Here is a 14,823-nt window from a genome sequence, read left to right as displayed (position 1 = left end):
CCTGGATGAGTATAGGAAAATGGCAGGGGCGGCTGGATTCGAACCAACGCATGGCAGGATCAAAACCTGCTGCCTTACCGCTTGGCGACGCCCCTGTATCTGTTGCTGCGAGTGCCCAGCACTCGATTCCTTTTAGAGCAGGTCTTGCAGCTTGCGATGCAACATCGAAACGTTGCTTCCTTTTGCTACAAATCCTGTAAGGGTCTCTGTCAGAAGGGCCGAGACTTTATCAGCTTCAGCTTTGCTTGGGAAGCCCCCAAACACACAACTTCCAGTTCCGGTGAGTTTTGCTTCGGTAAATTTACCTAACAAATTCAAAGCGTTACGAACATCTGGATAACGCCTTGCTACCACCGGTAAGCAGTCATTTCGACTGTTTCCCTTGGGAACGGGGCGCACTTTAATGGGAGGAGAGTTACGTGTCAACAGTGGATCTGAAAAAATTTCTGCTGTACTTACAGATACTTGCGGCACCAGCACCAAGTACCAGGGTTCTTCGGGTTCCACCGGGGTGAGTTTTTCCCCTACGCCCTCGGCGAAAGCGGCGTGGCCACGCACGAAAACCGGCACGTCGGCGCCCAGTGTCAGGCCCAGGGCCGCCAGGCGATCCACGTCCCAGCCCAGCTGCCACAAATGGTTGAGGCCCAATAAAGTCGTTGCCGCATTCGAGCTGCCGCCACCGATGCCGCCGCCCATGGGCAGGATTTTTTCGATCCAGATATCGATGCCCAACGGACAACCGGATTGCGCCTGGAGTTTTTTCGCGGCCTTGACGATCAGGTTGCTGTCGTGGGGAACGCCTTCGAATTCGGTGTGCAGGCGAATCACGCCGTCGTCGCGCACGGCAAAGGTGATTTCGTCGCCATAGTCCAGGAACTGAAAAATCGTCTGCAGTTCGTGGTATCCGTCCGGGCGACGGCCGAGGATGTGCAGCATCAGGTTGAGCTTGGCCGGGGAGGGCAGGGTCAGGCGTGCAGCGCTCATGTCATTGCCCCAGCTTGCGCGGCTGCCATTGCTTGATCACCAGCGTGACGTCGAGGTTGCTACCGTGCAGCTTGATGCGTTCGGGCAGCCAATAGCCGTTCTGCTGGGCATAGCTGAGGTATTCGATCTGCCAGTCATCCTGTTCGAGGTTGGACAGGCGGCTGTCGGCATCGAGGGTCAGGCGACTTTTACTGTCCGGTGCCGGCAGCCCGCGAACCCACCAGGTCAGGTGGGAAACCGGCAGCTTCCAGCCCATTTGTTCTTCCAGCAGTGCTTCGGGCGTGGGCGCCTCGTAGCGTCCCTGGTTGGCGACTTCCAGCGATACCTGGCCCGGCCGACCGGTCAGGCGGGCCGCACCGCGACCCAGTGGGCCCGACAGGCGAATGTCGTAGTAGTCCTGGCGCTGCAGCCAGAACAGCGTGCCGCTGCCGGAGTCTTTCGGGGCGCGGATGCCGATCTTGCCGTCGATCTGCCAGCCGTCGAGGCTGCTCAGTTGTTGCTTGTGCTCGCGCCATTGGGCCTGGTTGCCCTGGCCCTGGACGGATTCACGGGCGCCGAAGCCCGCGCAACCGGCGAGCAGGGCAATGAAGCTGAAAACGATGAGATGGCGCAAAAACATAATCTTAAAGAGTCTCGGATCCGGTCAGGCGTTTGATGGTGCTGCGCAAGATAGGGCTGTCAGGCTGATCCTTGAGGAATCGGCTCCAGATCTGCCGGGCTTCGCGTTGTTTGCCGTTGGCCCACAGGACCTCACCCAGGTGGGCGGCGACTTCCTGGTCGGGAAAGCGCTCCAGGGCCTGGCGCAACAGGCGTTCGGCTTCGTCGAGATTGCCCAGGCGGTAATTCACCCAGCCAAGGCTGTCGAGCACCGCCGGGTCTTCCGGATTGATCTGGTGGGCCTGTTCGATCAGCAGCTTGGCTTCGTCATAGCGGGTGGTGCGATCCGACAGCGTATAGCCCAGGGCGTTGAGGGCCATGGCGTTGTCCGGGTCACGCTGGATGATCAGGCGCAGGTCCTTTTCCATCTGGGCCAGGTCGTTGCGCTTCTCTGCCAGCATGGCGCGGGTATACAGCAGGTTCAGATCGTCCGGGTACTGCTTCAAGGCTTGTTGCAGCACGTTCCAGGCCTTGTCGCCCTGGTTGTTGGCCGACAGGGTTTCGGCTTCGATCAGGTACAGCTGGATGCCGTAGTCCGGTTGGGAGTCGCGCTGTACGGCGAGGCGGCTCTGGGCATCGGCGGTCTTGCCATTGCTGATCAGGATATCGGCCTGGCGCAACTGTGCCGGCAGGTAGTCGTTGCCCGGGCCAACCTGGGCGTACTCGATCAGCGCGCTCTCGGGGTCGTTGCGTTCCTCGGCGATGCGACCCAGGTTCAGGTGGGCCGAGTCGACGTGGCTTTCCCGGGCGATCAGGTCTTCCAGGTAACCCTTGGCCTCTTCCCAGGCCTTGGCTTCCAGGCAGACCAGCGCCAGGGAGTAGCGCAAGTCGTCGTCTTCCGGGTATTGCTGGACCAGGCTGGAGAACTCCACCTTGGCGTCGTCCATGCGGTTGTTTTCCACCAGCATGCGGGCGTAGGTGAGGCGCAGGCGTTTGTCGTCCGGGTACTTCTTGATGCTTTTTTCCAGCAGCGGCAGCGCTTCGTCGCCACGGTTCAAGCCTTGCAGCAGGCGAGCACGCAGGAGGATCGGCGCCACTTCGCCGGCTTCCGGTGGGTTGTCTTCCAGCAGGGTGAGGGCGCCCTGGGTGTCACCGTCCTGTTGCAGCAGCAGGGCCTTGCCGAAAATCAGCTGGCCGTTGTTCGGGTGGCGCTGCAACAGGCGATCGAAGCTTTTCATCAGGCCGTTGCGAGTTTCCTGGTCGGTATCGGCGGCGGACAGCGCCAGGAAATCGAAATGAGTGTCGCCCTTGCCCAGCAGGACTTTCTCCATATACATCATGGAGTCGTCGTAGCGCCCGGCCCGGGCCAGTTGCACGGCGGCGGCGCGCTGCGCTTCGAGGTCGTCCGGGGCGTTCCTCGCCCAGATCAACGCGGTATCCAGCGCGGGCTGGTCGGCGCCCAGGTATTCGGCAATGCGAAATGCCCGCTCGGAGATCCCCGGGTCCTGGGTGTTGATGGCCTGGGTCACGTAGTTGTCCAGGGCAATGTCGAAGCGATTGCGCTGGCCTGCCAGTTCGGCGCTCAACAGGCTGAAGATGGTTTCTTCGCTGAACGAGCCGTAGACCTTGGGTTTTTCAGGTACCTGCACACTGTCTTCGACGGGCGGCGTACCGTCTGTCGAAACGGGGGCCATGGACTGGCAGCCGCTGAGCAAGGCAAGGGCGAGGAGCAACGCGGAAGATCTATTCATATAGGAAGAGGACGACTAACCTGCGGTCGGATCATCATGACACAAGCCTTCGGTCAAACATAACCGCCCCGTCGATTTACAACCCTGGGCAGGGCGATAGAGATCGAGTGGTTGTTCTGAATCTGACGAAGTAGGACAATTGCCGGCTTCACGTCACCATCAGCGACCTTGAATGGCCTTCCTTGCACTCGGTATTAACCACAAGACTGCTTCAGTAGACGTCCGCGAGCGCGTGGCCTTTACGCCTGAGCAGCTGGTTGAGGCCTTGCAGCAGCTCTGCCGACTCACCGACAGTCGCGAAGCTGCGATCCTCTCCACCTGCAATCGCAGCGAGCTATATATAGAACAGGATCACGTTTCGGCCGATTCAGTCCTGCGCTGGCTGGCCGAATACCACAACCTGAGCTTTGAAGAACTGCGCGCCAGTGCTTATGTGCACGAAGACGATGCGGCCGTTCGTCACATGATGCGCGTCGCCTCGGGGCTCGACTCGCTGGTGTTGGGCGAGCCGCAGATTCTCGGCCAGATGAAGTCGGCCTACGCCGTGGCCCGCGAGGCCGGCACCGTCGGCCCGCTGCTGGGGCGCCTGTTCCAGGCGACGTTCAACGCCGCCAAGCAGGTACGCACCGACACCGCCATCGGCGAGAACCCGGTGTCCGTGGCGTTTGCCGCGGTCAGCCTGGCGAAACAGATTTTCAGTGATTTGCAACGCAGCCAGGCGCTGCTGATCGGCGCTGGCGAGACCATTACCCTGGTCGCCCGCCATCTCCACGACCTTGGGGTCAAGCGCATTGTTGTCGCCAACCGGACCCTGGAACGGGCCAGTACCCTGGCCGAGCAGTTCGGCGCCCATGCGGTGCTGCTGTCGGACATTCCCGCGGAACTGGTGCACAGCGACATCGTCATCAGTTCCACCGCCAGCCAGTTGCCGATCCTGGGCAAGGGCGCCGTGGAAAGTGCCCTGAAGCTGCGCAAGCACAAGCCGATTTTCATGGTGGACATTGCCGTTCCCCGGGACATCGAGCCGGAAGTCGGCGAGCTGGACGACGTTTATCTCTACAGCGTCGACGACCTGCACGAGGTGGTCGCCGAGAACCTCAAGAGCCGGCAGGGCGCGGCCCAGGCGGCCGAAGAGATGATTACCGTCGGCGCCGACGACTTCATGGTGCGCTTGCGCGAGCTGGCCGCGGTGGATGTGCTCAAGGCCTATCGTCAGCAGAGCGAACGCCTGCGCGACGAGGAACTGCAAAAGGCCCAGCGCCTGCTGGCCAACGGCGGCAGTGCCGAAGAGGTGCTGGTGCAACTGGCCCGCGGCCTGACCAACAAATTGCTCCACGCCCCCAGTGTCCAGCTCAAGAAGCTGACCGCCGAAGGCCGCCTCGATGCGCTGGCCATGGCCCAGGAACTCTTTGCCCTCGGTGAGGGTTCACCGGATAGCTTTTCGGATAAAAAACCGCAATGAAAGCGTCACTGCTCAACAAACTGGACATCCTCCAGGACCGTTTCGAAGAATTGACCGCCTTGCTGGGCGACGGCGAAGTCATTTCCGACCAGAACAAATTCCGCACCTACTCCAAGGAATACGCGGAAGTCGAGCCGATTGTCGCCACCTATAAACAGTTGCTCAAAGTGCAGGGCGATCTCGAAGGCGCCCAGGCGCTGCTCAAGGACAGCGACCCGGACATGCGCGAAATGGCCGTGGAGGAAGTCCGCGAAGCCAAGGATCAACTGGTTGAACTGGAAAGCAGCCTGCAACGCATGCTGCTGCCCAAGGACCCGAATGACGGGCGCAATGTGTTTCTTGAGATCCGTGCCGGTACCGGCGGCGATGAGGCGGCGATTTTTTCCGGCGATCTGTTTCGCATGTATTCGCGTTACGCCGAACGTCGTGGTTGGCGAGTGGAGATTCTCTCGGAGAACGAAGGCGAACACGGCGGCTATAAAGAAGTCATCGCCCGGGTCGAAGGCGATAATGTCTACGGCAAGCTGAAATTCGAATCCGGCGCCCACCGCGTGCAACGCGTGCCGGCCACCGAGTCCCAGGGACGCATCCACACCTCGGCCTGCACCGTGGCGGTATTGCCCGAGCCGGACGAGCAGGAAGCCATCGAGATCAACCCGGCGGACCTGCGGGTCGACACTTACCGTTCCTCCGGCGCCGGCGGCCAGCACGTCAACAAGACGGACTCGGCGATCCGTATCACGCACTTGCCCTCGGGCATCGTGGTCGAGTGCCAGGAAGAACGTTCCCAGCACAAGAACCGCGCGCGGGCGATGGCCTGGTTGTCGGCCAAGCTCAACGACCAGCAGACCAGCGCCGCCGCCAATGCCATCGCCAGCGAACGCAAGTTGCTGGTGGGCTCGGGCGATCGTTCCGAGCGGATCCGTACCTACAACTTCGCCCAGGGCCGGGTCACCGACCATCGCGTCAACCTGACCCTGTATTCCCTGGACGAGATCCTTGCCGGTGGTGTCGATGCGGTGATCGAGCCGTTGCTGGCCGAATACCAGGCCGACCAGTTGGCGGCGATTGGCGAGTAAGCACAGGTGAACAAATGACCATCATCGCCAGTCTGTTACGCGCTGCCGAGTTGCCGGATTCGCCCACCTCACGGCTGGACGCCGAATTGTTGCTGGCCGCTGCGCTGGGCAAGTCCCGCAGCTTCCTGCACACCTGGCCCGAGCGGATCGTGCCCAGCGAGGCAGCGTTGCTGTTCTCCGAATACCTGCGGCGACGTCGTTCCGGCGAGCCGGTGGCGTACATCCTCGGGCAGCAGGGTTTCTGGAAACTCGATCTGGAAGTCGCACCCCATACCCTGATCCCGCGTCCCGACACCGAGCTGCTGGTGGAGACCGCGCTGGCGTTGTTGCCGGCGACACCGGCCCGGGTCCTGGACCTGGGCACTGGCAGCGGCGCGATTGCCCTGGCATTGGCCAGTGAGCGCCCGGCCTGGAAAGTCACGGCGGTCGACCGGGTGCTGGAGGCCGTGGCCCTGGCCGAACGCAATCGTCAGCGTCTGGACCTGCGCAACGTCACGGTGTTGAGCAGCCACTGGTTCAGTGCGCTGGAAGACGAGCGTTTCGAGTTGATCATCAGCAACCCGCCGTACATCGCGGCCAGCGATCCGCACCTGATCGAGGGCGACGTGCGTTTCGAGCCGGCCAGTGCCCTGGTTGCCGGGCCGGACGGGCTTGATGATCTGCGCCAGATCGTTGCCCAGGCCCCGGCTCACCTCGAGCCGGGCGGCTGGCTGATGCTCGAACACGGTTACGATCAGGCCGAGGCGGTGCGCGATTTGCTGCGCCTCCAAGGTTTTGCTGACGTCCACAGCCGCAAGGACCTGGGCGGCCATGAGCGCATCAGCCTGGGGTGCCGGCCGTGCTGAACGATCAGGAACTGTTGCGCTACAGCCGGCAGATTCTCTTGCAGCACGTCGACATCGACGGCCAATTGCGGCTCAAGCAAAGCCGCGTGCTGATCATCGGCCTTGGTGGTCTCGGTGCCCCGGTGGCGTTGTACCTGGCCGCCGCTGGGGTAGGCGAGATGCACCTGGCGGATTTCGACACCGTCGACCTGACCAACCTGCAACGCCAGATTATTCACGACACCGACAGCGTCGGCCTGAGCAAGGTCGATTCGGCGATGCGACGCCTGGGGGCGATCAACCCTGAGGTTCGACTGGTGCCTCACCGGGCGGCCATGGACGAAGACAGCCTGGCCGCGGCAGTCGCGGCGGTGGATGTGGTGCTTGACTGCTCCGACAATTTTTCGACCCGCGAAGCGGTGAACGCAGCCTGTGTCGCGGCGGGTAAACCGCTGGTCAGTGGCGCGGCGATTCGCCTGGAAGGGCAGTTGTCGGTGTTCGACCCACGCCGCCCCGAAAGCCCTTGCTACCACTGCCTCTACGGCCACGGCAGCGAAGCCGAACTGACCTGCAGCGAAGCCGGTGTGATCGGGCCGCTGGTGGGGTTGGTGGGCAGCCTGCAAGCCCTTGAAGCCTTGAAGTTGCTCGCCGGTTTCGGTGAGCCGTTGGTGGGGCGCCTGCTGTTGATCGATGCCTTGGGTACGCGATTCCGTGAACTGCGGGTCAAGCGTGATCCAGGTTGCAGCGTCTGTGGTGGTCAACATGAGTGAAGCGCCGGTCGGTGTGCTCGACTCGGGTGTCGGCGGGTTGTCGGTGCTGGGGGAAATTCGTCAGCTGCTGCCCAATGAGTCGCTGTTGTATGTGGCTGACTGTGGGCATATTCCCTACGGCGAGAAGACCCCGGAATACATCCGCCAACGCTGCGCGATCATTGCCGACTTTCTCCTGGGCCAGGGGGCCAAGGCACTGGTCGTGGCCTGCAACACCGCAACGGTCGCCGCAGTTGCCGATCTACGCCGTGATTTTCCCCATTGGCCCATCGTCGGCATGGAGCCGGCGGTCAAGCCGGCGGCCGCCGCGACCCGCAGCGGTATCGTCGGTGTGCTCGCCACCACCGGCACCTTGCAGAGCGCCAAGTTCGCCGCTTTGCTCGACCGTTTCGCCACGGATGTGCGGGTCATTACGCAACCATGTCCGGGGTTGGTGGAACTGATCGAAGCGGGTGACCTGCACAGCCCGACCTTGTACCAACTGCTGCAACATTACGTCGACCCCTTGCTGGCCGCCGGCTGCGATACGCTGATCCTGGGTTGCACGCACTATCCGTTCCTCAAGCCATTGCTCGCGCAGATGATTCCGGAGCACATCAGCCTGATCGATACCGGTGCCGCCGTGGCCCGGCAACTTCAGCGCCTCCTGGCGGAGCGAGGGTTGTTGGCTGAAGGACCTGCCAGCGAAACGCACTTCTGGACGAGTGCAGACCCGATACATTTAAGAAAAATCCTACCGATGCTATGGCATTCGTCCGGCGTTGTGCGAAGCTTCGATCTGTAAAAAAAACGTGAAAATTGCATTAAACGTTCTGAACTTCTGTTTTAGCGCGGATTTCTATAGCTTTGTCTGTTTGTAACAAAATCAACTAAGTCTGTTCGGAAAAGGATGTTTCTAATGAAGCGCTTATTCTGCTTTGCCGCGTTTGCGGCTGCATTGCTGGGGCATACTTACACTGCGCAAGCAGCGGGTGTGGAGTTCGGGGTTGGCCAGACCAGCGATTCGACCATGACCTATCGCCTGGGCATGCAGTTCGACTGGGACAAGAGTTGGCTGCAAAGTGATGTCGGTCGCCTGACCGGCTACTGGAGTGGCGCCTATACCTATTGGGAAGGGGACGAGACATCCAGCAATCACAGCCTGTCGTTCTCGCCTGTGTTTGTGTATGAATTTTCCGGTCAGAACGTGAAGCCTTACATCGAGGCAGGTATCGGCGTGGCGTTATTTGCCAATACCGAAGTCGAAGACAACAAGCTCGGTACGGCCTTCCAGTTCGAAGATCGCATTGGCTTCGGCCTGCGCTTCAACGGTGGACATGAAGTGGGCATTCGCGCCACTCATTACTCCAACGCCGGCATCAAGTCGACTAACGACGGTGTGGAAAGCTACGCGCTGCACTACACGATGCCGCTGTAACAAAACAGTTTGAGAACTGTGGGAGCGAGCTTGCTCGCGATGGCAATAGATCAGCCAAGATAAAGTTGTCTGAGCCACCGCTATCGCGAGCAAGCTCGCTCCCACAGTAGATCAGACCAGGCCTTTATCGATACGCCGTCGCAATCCCTTGGCGTTCTTCCAGGCATTCCGGCGCGCCCATCTCGAACTCGCGGCAGATCAGCGGACGCTTTTCGTAGATGGTGCACATCATGCTGTTGCGATCCAGAGCCGCGCACCAACCGTCATCAAGCCGCAGCATCACCTCTCCACCCCAATCGTCGGTGTCGATAAAGCGCTCCGGGACCCCGGTGTCGGTGATCAGCATCACTTCCAACTGGCAGCAGCATGCCGCGCACGTCGAACACGTGACAGCCGGTGCCGGGATTTCATGGAGGGGGATGGTTTTCATGGCGCGCAGTGTAAGGCAATCGGCGGCTCAGGGTTGGCCCTTGATCGGATAGCCATTTTTTGCCTGGCATGCGTCGATATCGGGCTGCATGGTTTCGGTCGACGAAGGTAAAGGCCAGAGTGCGGTCATGGACGCGATGGGGAGCGCGACTTCCCTGGGGCGTTCGACCAGGTGATCGAGCACATGCCGTGCCGCTTCGTCCGCCGACCAGTGGGTCGGCGTTGGAAAACAACCGTCAGGCCCCAGCGATGGGCCGTCGTACCCCGGGTGTATCAACGTCACATCAACACCCGCGCACGCCAGTTCTGCCCGGGCCGAGTCGAACAGATGACGCATCCCACGGCCACCCGCTTCGATTTGCGAAGGCGGTAGATAGGTCGCCGGGCTGGCAATACCCACCAGATGAGGTTCGGTCCCGGCGCGCAACAAAGGCAAGGCCATTTCGATGCAGAAGCTGGCGGCCAGCAGATTGCTGCGCACGATATGCTCGATCAATGTGTGATCAGCGGGCTGCCCGTCAATGTACTCAGCGGTCCCGGCATTGACGATCACCTGATCCAGGGCGCCCCATTGCCGGGCGATCTGTTCGCCGACTGCGCGCACGGCCTGGCTGTCGGTCAAATTGCCGGGCACGCTCAGCACTTGTCCTGGATAACGTACCGAAAGGGTTTCGCACGATCGAGCCGAGCACGAACTGACGGCCAGGTATGCACCCGTCTGCAGTATCGCTTCAGCCAACGAAGCGCCGATTCCGTTGCCAGCCCCGGTGAGCCAATAGCGCCGTGGCAGTCTTAGACCCATTCCCTACTCCTTTCGATTGGACTGCGCACTGATTCGTAGCTTTTTCAGTAGAGTCCGTACGACTAGTAAGACTATATGTTATCGGGTAAACAATGCATCCCGCAGGCTGGCAATTTCATGTTCGCTAATCGCCCATGCCTTCAAAGGCTGCGTCCTGTCGCGCCGGCAGGTTTCTGAATGCTGCCAGCGCACGCGCCCTGGATTGGCTCAAGTCGACAATCGGTGCCGGATAATTCACGGCACCAAACAAGCCGCCCTGGGTATTTGGGCTATGGACCTGTTGCCTGTCCAGATCGTTCAGTTCAGGTAGCCAGCGTTTGATGAACAGGCCTTCGCGGTCAAATTTTTCCGACTGGCTCAACGGGTTGAAGATGCGGAACCAGGGGGCCGAATCGGTGCCGGTGGAGGCGCTCCACTGCCAGCCGCCATTGTTGGCGGCCAGGTCGCCGTCGATCAGGTGCTGCATGAAAAAGCGCTCACCTTCGCGCCAATCGATCAACAGGTTCTTGGTCAGGAACATGGCGACGACCATCCGCAAGCGGTTGTGCATCCAGCCGGTCTCCAGCAACTGACGCATGGCCGCATCGATAATCGGCAGGCCGGTGCGCGCTTGTTTCCAGGCCTCCAGTTCTGCGGGGGCTTTGCGCCAGGCCAGCGCCTCGGTTTCGGGGCGGAACGCGCGATGGCGCGACACGCGTGGATAGCCCACGAGAATGTGTTTATAGAACTCACGCCAGAGCAATTCATTGACCCAGGTCACAACACCGGCACTTCCGCTTTCGAATTCACCTTGGTTGGCTTGCAGCGCGGCGTGCAGGCACTGACGCGGTGACACCACCCCAGCCACCAGATAGGCCGATAGCTGGCTGGTGCCGGGCTTGGCGGGAAAGTCCCGCTCGCCTTGGTAATCGTCGATGTGCTGGTCGACAAAGGTGTCCAGGCGCCGCCGGGCTTCGGTTTCCCCGGCAGGCCAGAGCGCTCGTAGCGCTTCGCTGGGCGGTGCGAACCCATCGACTTGCGTCGGCACCGGGTCGCGGGTAATGCCGGTGGGAGCCTGCCGGACCGGTGTGGCGACCAGGCTCGGCAATGAGAAATGCAGACGGGCGTAGCAGACCTTGCGGAACTGGCTGAACACTTGGAAATAGTTGCCGGTCTTGGTCAGCACGCTGCCGGGCTTGAACAGCAATTGGTCGAGGTGACTGTGAAACTCAATGCCCTGGTCATTCAATGCGCGGGCGGCCTCGGCGTCGCGTCGCGTTTCATTCAGGCCGTACTCTTCGTTGACATGCACGGCGCCGACATTCAGTTCTCGACACAGCTTGAGCAGCACGTGTGGGGCCTGGTGCCAATGCGCTGCGGCGCGGATCAGCAGTGGGATGTTCAATTCGTCCAGGGCCGCGCTCAACGCGCCTAGGTTGCGCAACCAGAAATCGATCTTGCACGGTGCGTCATCATGGGCGCGCCATTGTTCCGGGCTGGTCAGGTACACCGCCACGCAGGGTCCTTGGGCTGCGGCTGCTGCAAGAGCGGTGTTGTCGTGCAGGCGCAAGTCGCTGCGCAGCCAGATCAGTTGCATGCTGTCTTCCATCTAAAGGAGTTCTCGGCGGCTCAGTTCGCGTTGAGCCGATAACGGGTCTTCGGCCCAGGAGACGTCAATCATCGCAACGCCTGTGGATAACCTGGCCTGGTGGATCGACGCTGCGGGGCCGGCGATGATGATTGGGCAATTAATTGCGCCCAGCAGCCTGGGCAGTTGGGACAGGTTGAGGGCGTGACTGGAATACAGCAGGACGCCGCGGGCCTTGAGGCGTTCGACCGCCAGGGCCAGTTCACCCGCCGGTAGCGGGCTGTCGAACACTTCCACCGGGCAGTCGGCGCTGCTGGCCAGCCAGGCAGTGAGCCAGAGGTACGGCTCCTGGGGCGAGTCCGAATGATTGACCAGTAACAGTGGTGCGCCGCGCAACTGGCGGTTGTTGTGGTAGATCCGGCTGCCGAACTTGCTGCGCAGCCACGAGTACAGGAAAACCCGTTCCAGTTGCGCGCCGAACTGGCCTTGCCAGCGCAGGTGAAGCTCGGCCAGCAACGGCAAGAGCAACTGCTCGCACACGGTCCAGGGCGGGTACAGCGCCATCGCCTGGTTGACCTGGTCATCGATCTGGCGCTCGGCCAGTTGCGTCACCGCCAGCACCAGGGCATGGCGCTGACGCTGCCAGTCATTCTCCGGCACCTGGGTGGGTTCGCTCGGTGGCTGCGGCGTGTCCAGCAACGGCTTGATCTTGCTCACCGCAACGCCACGGTCGATCCAGGTGAGGATGCTCAGGATCCGTTGCACATGCTCGGCATTGAACAGTCGGTGGCCCTTGGGTGTGCGGTGCGGCACGATCAGGCCATAGCGGCGCTCCCAGGCTCGCAGCGTGACGGCGTTGACACCGGTTTGCCGGGCGACCTCGCGTATGGGCAGCCAGCCTTGCGCCAAGGCCTTGGCAAAATCGGCCCCCAGGTCTTCGCTGGCACTGGAATCGGGTTCGTTCCTCATCAAATAGCGTTTCGCAAACTGAGGTTTTCCGGGTGCGGTTGCAGGTAGACCTGCTGCGCCAGGTAAGGATCGGGGTGCTGGCGCAAGTGATGCTTGAGCAACGTCAGTGGCACCACCAAGGGCACGATGCCGAGGCGATATTGCCCGATCAGATGCTGCACCTCCTGTTTGTCCTCGGCGTCGATGGCGCGCTTGAGGTAACCGCTCAGGTGTTGCAGCACATTGGTGTGGGTGCGGCGGGTGGCGCATTTCTTCAAGGCCGCCATCAATGCACTGAAATAACGTGGGCCCAGCTCATTGGGGTCGGCCTTGCCCATGTTGCCCAGCAAGTTGCCCAGGGCCTTGTACTGCACCGGGTTGTGGGCCATCAGCAGGTATTTGTAGCGCGAGTGGAATTCGATCAGGTCGCGACGGGTCAAGCCTTGGCGACGCAAGGATTGCCAGGCGGCATAGGCAAATACCCGGGTCAGGAAGTTCTCGCGCAGAACCGGATCGTTGAGACGGCCGTCTTCCTCCACCGGCAGGTCGGGGTGGCGTTCGCAGAAGGCCTGGGCATAGATGCCGCGGCCACCGCCGTCCTGGGTCACGCCGTTGTGGTCGTAGACCTTGACCCGCTCCAGTCCGCAGGACGGCGATTTCTGCATGAAGATGTAGCCGCAGATGTCATCCAGTTCCCCAGCCATTTGCTGCCCGTAGTCGGCCAGTGCCCGGGTCACGTTGAGGTCGCGATTCACCGTGCCGAGCGCCTCGGGGTGTTCGGGGTTGCCCACCAGGCGAATCGGCTCCCGGGGGATACCCAGGCCGATGGCAACTTCGGGGCACACCGGCACGAAATCGAAATAGTCGACGAGGGTGTGGCTGCACAACTGCGATTGCTTGTGCCCGCCGTTAAAGCGAACTTCAGCACCCATCAGGCAGGCGCTAATGGCGATTCTGGGTTTGGCGATGGCTGTGCTGGGCATGGGCGACCTCTGATTACTAAATCTTGTACAGGCTTGTATTTCTGTACAATATTTTCATCATAGGTCCGAACGTGCACAAGTCAACCGGATTTGTGGGGCGAGGCGACGTCAATCTGTGTCGCAAGCAGGCTGCTGTCTCTTTCGACAGCAGCGAAGGGCGATGGGTGATGCGATCTACTGCAGGCTTGCATGCAGGCGGCGGGCAGCTTCCTGGCCGCTGAGCCATGCGCCTTCGACCCGGCCGGACAGGCACCAGTCGCCGCACACATACAGGCCCAGGTCGGCATCGGCCAGCGCGCCCCATTCGTGGCTGCCGGCGGGGCGGGCGTAGAGCCAGCGATGGGCCACGCTGAAGCTCGGTGCAGGCATCGCACTGTGCAGCAGTTCGGCGAAGGCGCCATGCAGGTGTTCGATCACTGCTTCCTTGGACAGGTCGATGTGCTGCCGGCTCCAGTCGCTGGTGGCGTGCAGGACCCAGGTGTCGAGCTTGCTGTCGCGTCCCGGTTTGCTGCGGTTGCGCGCCAGCCAGTCCAAGGGGCTGTCCTGTACGAAGCAGCCTTCCATGGGCGTATCCAGCGGTGCTTCGAAGGCCAGCGCCACGGCCCAGGTCGGGTCCATCTTCACGCCGGCGGCCACTGCGGCCAGCTTCGGTACGGCCGCCAGCAATGCGGTGGCCTGGGGCGCGGGTGTGGCGATCACCACTTGGCCGAAGGGGCCGTGGGTGAAACCTTCCGCGTCCTGCAAATGCCAATGCTCCTGGCCGCGGTAGACCTCTGTGATCCGGCAGGCAAACTGCACCTGCAACTTGTCGAGCAAGGCGCGGGTGATGGCGCTCATGCGCGGCGTGCCGACCCAGCGGGTCTGTTCGTCCGGCGATGGGCTCAGTTGTCCATTCTGGAAGTTGTAGAGTTGTGGGTTCCATTCCGCGGCCCAGCCATTGGCTTGCCAGCGCTGGACCTCCGTGACAAAGCGGCGATCGCGGGCAGTGAAATACTGCGCGCCCATGTCCAGCGCGCCGGCATCGCTGCGCTTGCTCGACATGCGTCCGCCGCTGCCGTGGCTTTTATCGAAGAGTTGAACGATGTGCCCGGCCTCCGTCAGGGCCTGGGCGGCTGAAAGTCCGGCGATGCCGGTGCCGATGATTGCGATAGGTACAGTCATGAGGGCCTCGTTTACCTTTCTGTACAGACTACGCCGTCGTTTAAACCTG

Annotated in this window: 15 protein-coding genes and 1 tRNA gene; 6 read left to right on the top strand and 10 right to left on the bottom strand. The window is 61.6% G+C overall.

What is annotated here, in order from left to right:
- Positions 1 to 20 precede the first annotated feature (20 nt).
- From HU749_RS25060 to HU749_RS25045, 4 genes are all read right to left on the bottom strand, one after another.
- A tRNA-Gln gene (locus HU749_RS25060) sits at positions 21 to 95 on the bottom strand.
- 37 nt (positions 96 to 132) lie between these two features.
- The gene (ispE, locus tag HU749_RS25055; RefSeq protein ID WP_014340195.1) at positions 133 to 984 is read right to left on the bottom strand and encodes a 4-(cytidine 5'-diphospho)-2-C-methyl-D-erythritol kinase; all 852 of its coding nucleotides are present in this window, start codon (positions 982 to 984) and stop codon (positions 133 to 135) included.
- Between the two features lies 1 nt (position 985).
- Positions 986 to 1,603: a lipoprotein insertase outer membrane protein LolB gene (lolB, locus tag HU749_RS25050; RefSeq protein ID WP_018606458.1), complete on the bottom strand. Its 618-nt coding sequence runs from the start codon at positions 1,601 to 1,603 to the stop codon at positions 986 to 988.
- Positions 1,604 to 1,607: 4 nt separating this feature from the next.
- Positions 1,608 to 3,332, bottom strand: coding sequence for a tetratricopeptide repeat protein (locus tag HU749_RS25045; RefSeq protein ID WP_186652085.1), 1,725 nt, complete (start codon positions 3,330 to 3,332; stop codon positions 1,608 to 1,610).
- 172 nt (positions 3,333 to 3,504) lie between these two features.
- Between HU749_RS25045 and hemA the strand changes: the two genes are divergently transcribed.
- From hemA to HU749_RS25015, 6 genes are all read left to right on the top strand, one after another.
- Positions 3,505 to 4,794 (top strand): glutamyl-tRNA reductase, encoded by a 1,290-nt coding sequence (gene hemA, locus HU749_RS25040; protein ID WP_014340192.1) that lies wholly within the window; start codon positions 3,505 to 3,507, stop codon positions 4,792 to 4,794.
- Positions 4,791 to 5,873, top strand: coding sequence for a peptide chain release factor 1 (prfA, locus tag HU749_RS25035; protein WP_003205519.1), 1,083 nt, complete (start codon positions 4,791 to 4,793; stop codon positions 5,871 to 5,873). Before hemA ends, prfA begins: the two co-directional genes overlap by 4 nt.
- Before the next feature lie 14 nt (positions 5,874 to 5,887).
- Positions 5,888 to 6,718 (top strand): peptide chain release factor N(5)-glutamine methyltransferase, encoded by an 831-nt coding sequence (prmC, locus tag HU749_RS25030; RefSeq protein WP_079302632.1) that lies wholly within the window; start codon positions 5,888 to 5,890, stop codon positions 6,716 to 6,718.
- Positions 6,712 to 7,467 (top strand): molybdopterin-synthase adenylyltransferase MoeB, encoded by a 756-nt coding sequence (locus HU749_RS25025; protein ID WP_003205517.1) that lies wholly within the window; start codon positions 6,712 to 6,714, stop codon positions 7,465 to 7,467. Before prmC ends, HU749_RS25025 begins: the two co-directional genes overlap by 7 nt.
- On the top strand, positions 7,460 to 8,251 hold the full coding sequence (murI, locus tag HU749_RS25020) for a glutamate racemase (RefSeq protein WP_079302631.1): 792 nt from the start codon (positions 7,460 to 7,462) through the stop codon (positions 8,249 to 8,251). Before HU749_RS25025 ends, murI begins: the two co-directional genes overlap by 8 nt.
- A 114-nt stretch (positions 8,252 to 8,365) precedes the next feature.
- Positions 8,366 to 8,884 carry an acyloxyacyl hydrolase gene (locus tag HU749_RS25015; RefSeq protein WP_014340188.1) on the top strand — a complete coding sequence of 173 codons (519 nt, stop codon included), beginning with the start codon at positions 8,366 to 8,368 and terminating at the stop codon, positions 8,882 to 8,884.
- A 124-nt stretch (positions 8,885 to 9,008) separates the two neighbouring features.
- Here the strand turns inward: HU749_RS25015 and HU749_RS25010 are convergent, their stop codons facing one another.
- From HU749_RS25010 to HU749_RS24985, 6 genes are all read right to left on the bottom strand, one after another.
- Positions 9,009 to 9,314 carry a YkgJ family cysteine cluster protein gene (locus HU749_RS25010; RefSeq protein WP_041476142.1) on the bottom strand — a complete coding sequence of 102 codons (306 nt, stop codon included), beginning with the start codon at positions 9,312 to 9,314 and terminating at the stop codon, positions 9,009 to 9,011.
- Between the two features lie 27 nt (positions 9,315 to 9,341).
- A complete protein-coding gene (locus HU749_RS25005; RefSeq protein ID WP_186652087.1) occupies positions 9,342 to 10,115 on the bottom strand; it encodes an SDR family NAD(P)-dependent oxidoreductase in 774 nt (257 codons plus the stop codon).
- Between the two features lie 124 nt (positions 10,116 to 10,239).
- Complete coding sequence (gene phrB / locus HU749_RS25000; RefSeq protein WP_186652089.1) at positions 10,240 to 11,691, bottom strand: deoxyribodipyrimidine photo-lyase; 1,452 nt, start codon at positions 11,689 to 11,691, stop codon at positions 10,240 to 10,242.
- A 12-nt stretch (positions 11,692 to 11,703) separates the two neighbouring features.
- Positions 11,704 to 12,651, bottom strand: a complete 948-nt coding sequence (locus HU749_RS24995; protein WP_186652091.1) for a MerR family transcriptional regulator — start codon at positions 12,649 to 12,651, stop codon at positions 11,704 to 11,706.
- Positions 12,651 to 13,613: a YbgA family protein gene (locus HU749_RS24990; RefSeq protein WP_046063537.1), complete on the bottom strand. Its 963-nt coding sequence runs from the start codon at positions 13,611 to 13,613 to the stop codon at positions 12,651 to 12,653. The genes HU749_RS24995 and HU749_RS24990 overlap by 1 nt, the downstream gene beginning before the upstream one ends.
- A 174-nt stretch (positions 13,614 to 13,787) precedes the next feature.
- Positions 13,788 to 14,774, bottom strand: coding sequence for an NAD(P)/FAD-dependent oxidoreductase (locus HU749_RS24985; RefSeq protein WP_014340182.1), 987 nt, complete (start codon positions 14,772 to 14,774; stop codon positions 13,788 to 13,790).
- Between the last annotated feature and the right edge of the window lie 49 nt (positions 14,775 to 14,823).

This window comes from Pseudomonas ogarae, from assembly GCF_014268695.2.
Classification (GTDB): Bacteria; Pseudomonadota; Gammaproteobacteria; order Pseudomonadales; family Pseudomonadaceae; genus Aquipseudomonas; species Aquipseudomonas kilonensis.
Note: the sequence above shows the minus strand (reverse complement) of the source record. Positions and strands in the feature narration are given on the sequence as shown.

Bases quoted from the DNA above. Each gene is read 5' to 3' on its own strand.
- ispE (WP_014340195.1), bottom strand. From the start codon at position 984: ATGAGCGCTGCACGCCTGACCCTGCCCTCCCCGGCCAAGCTCAACCTG.
- lolB (WP_018606458.1), bottom strand. From the start codon at position 1,603: ATGTTTTTGCGCCATCTCATCGTTTTCAGCTTCATTGCCCTGCTCGCC.
- HU749_RS25045 (WP_186652085.1), bottom strand. From the start codon at position 3,332: ATGAATAGATCTTCCGCGTTGCTCCTCGCCCTTGCCTTGCTCAGCGGC.
- hemA (WP_014340192.1), top strand. From the start codon at position 3,505: ATGGCCTTCCTTGCACTCGGTATTAACCACAAGACTGCTTCAGTAGAC.
- prfA (WP_003205519.1), top strand. From the start codon at position 4,791: ATGAAAGCGTCACTGCTCAACAAACTGGACATCCTCCAGGACCGTTTC.
- prmC (WP_079302632.1), top strand. From the start codon at position 5,888: ATGACCATCATCGCCAGTCTGTTACGCGCTGCCGAGTTGCCGGATTCG.
- murI (WP_079302631.1), top strand. From the start codon at position 7,460: ATGAGTGAAGCGCCGGTCGGTGTGCTCGACTCGGGTGTCGGCGGGTTG.
- HU749_RS25015 (WP_014340188.1), top strand. From the start codon at position 8,366: ATGAAGCGCTTATTCTGCTTTGCCGCGTTTGCGGCTGCATTGCTGGGG.
- HU749_RS25010 (WP_041476142.1), bottom strand. From the start codon at position 9,314: ATGAAAACCATCCCCCTCCATGAAATCCCGGCACCGGCTGTCACGTGT.
- HU749_RS25005 (WP_186652087.1), bottom strand. From the start codon at position 10,115: ATGGGTCTAAGACTGCCACGGCGCTATTGGCTCACCGGGGCTGGCAAC.
- phrB (WP_186652089.1), bottom strand. From the start codon at position 11,691: ATGCAACTGATCTGGCTGCGCAGCGACTTGCGCCTGCACGACAACACC.
- HU749_RS24995 (WP_186652091.1), bottom strand. From the start codon at position 12,651: ATGAGGAACGAACCCGATTCCAGTGCCAGCGAAGACCTGGGGGCCGAT.
- HU749_RS24990 (WP_046063537.1), bottom strand. From the start codon at position 13,613: ATGCCCAGCACAGCCATCGCCAAACCCAGAATCGCCATTAGCGCCTGC.
- HU749_RS24985 (WP_014340182.1), bottom strand. From the start codon at position 14,774: ATGACTGTACCTATCGCAATCATCGGCACCGGCATCGCCGGACTTTCA.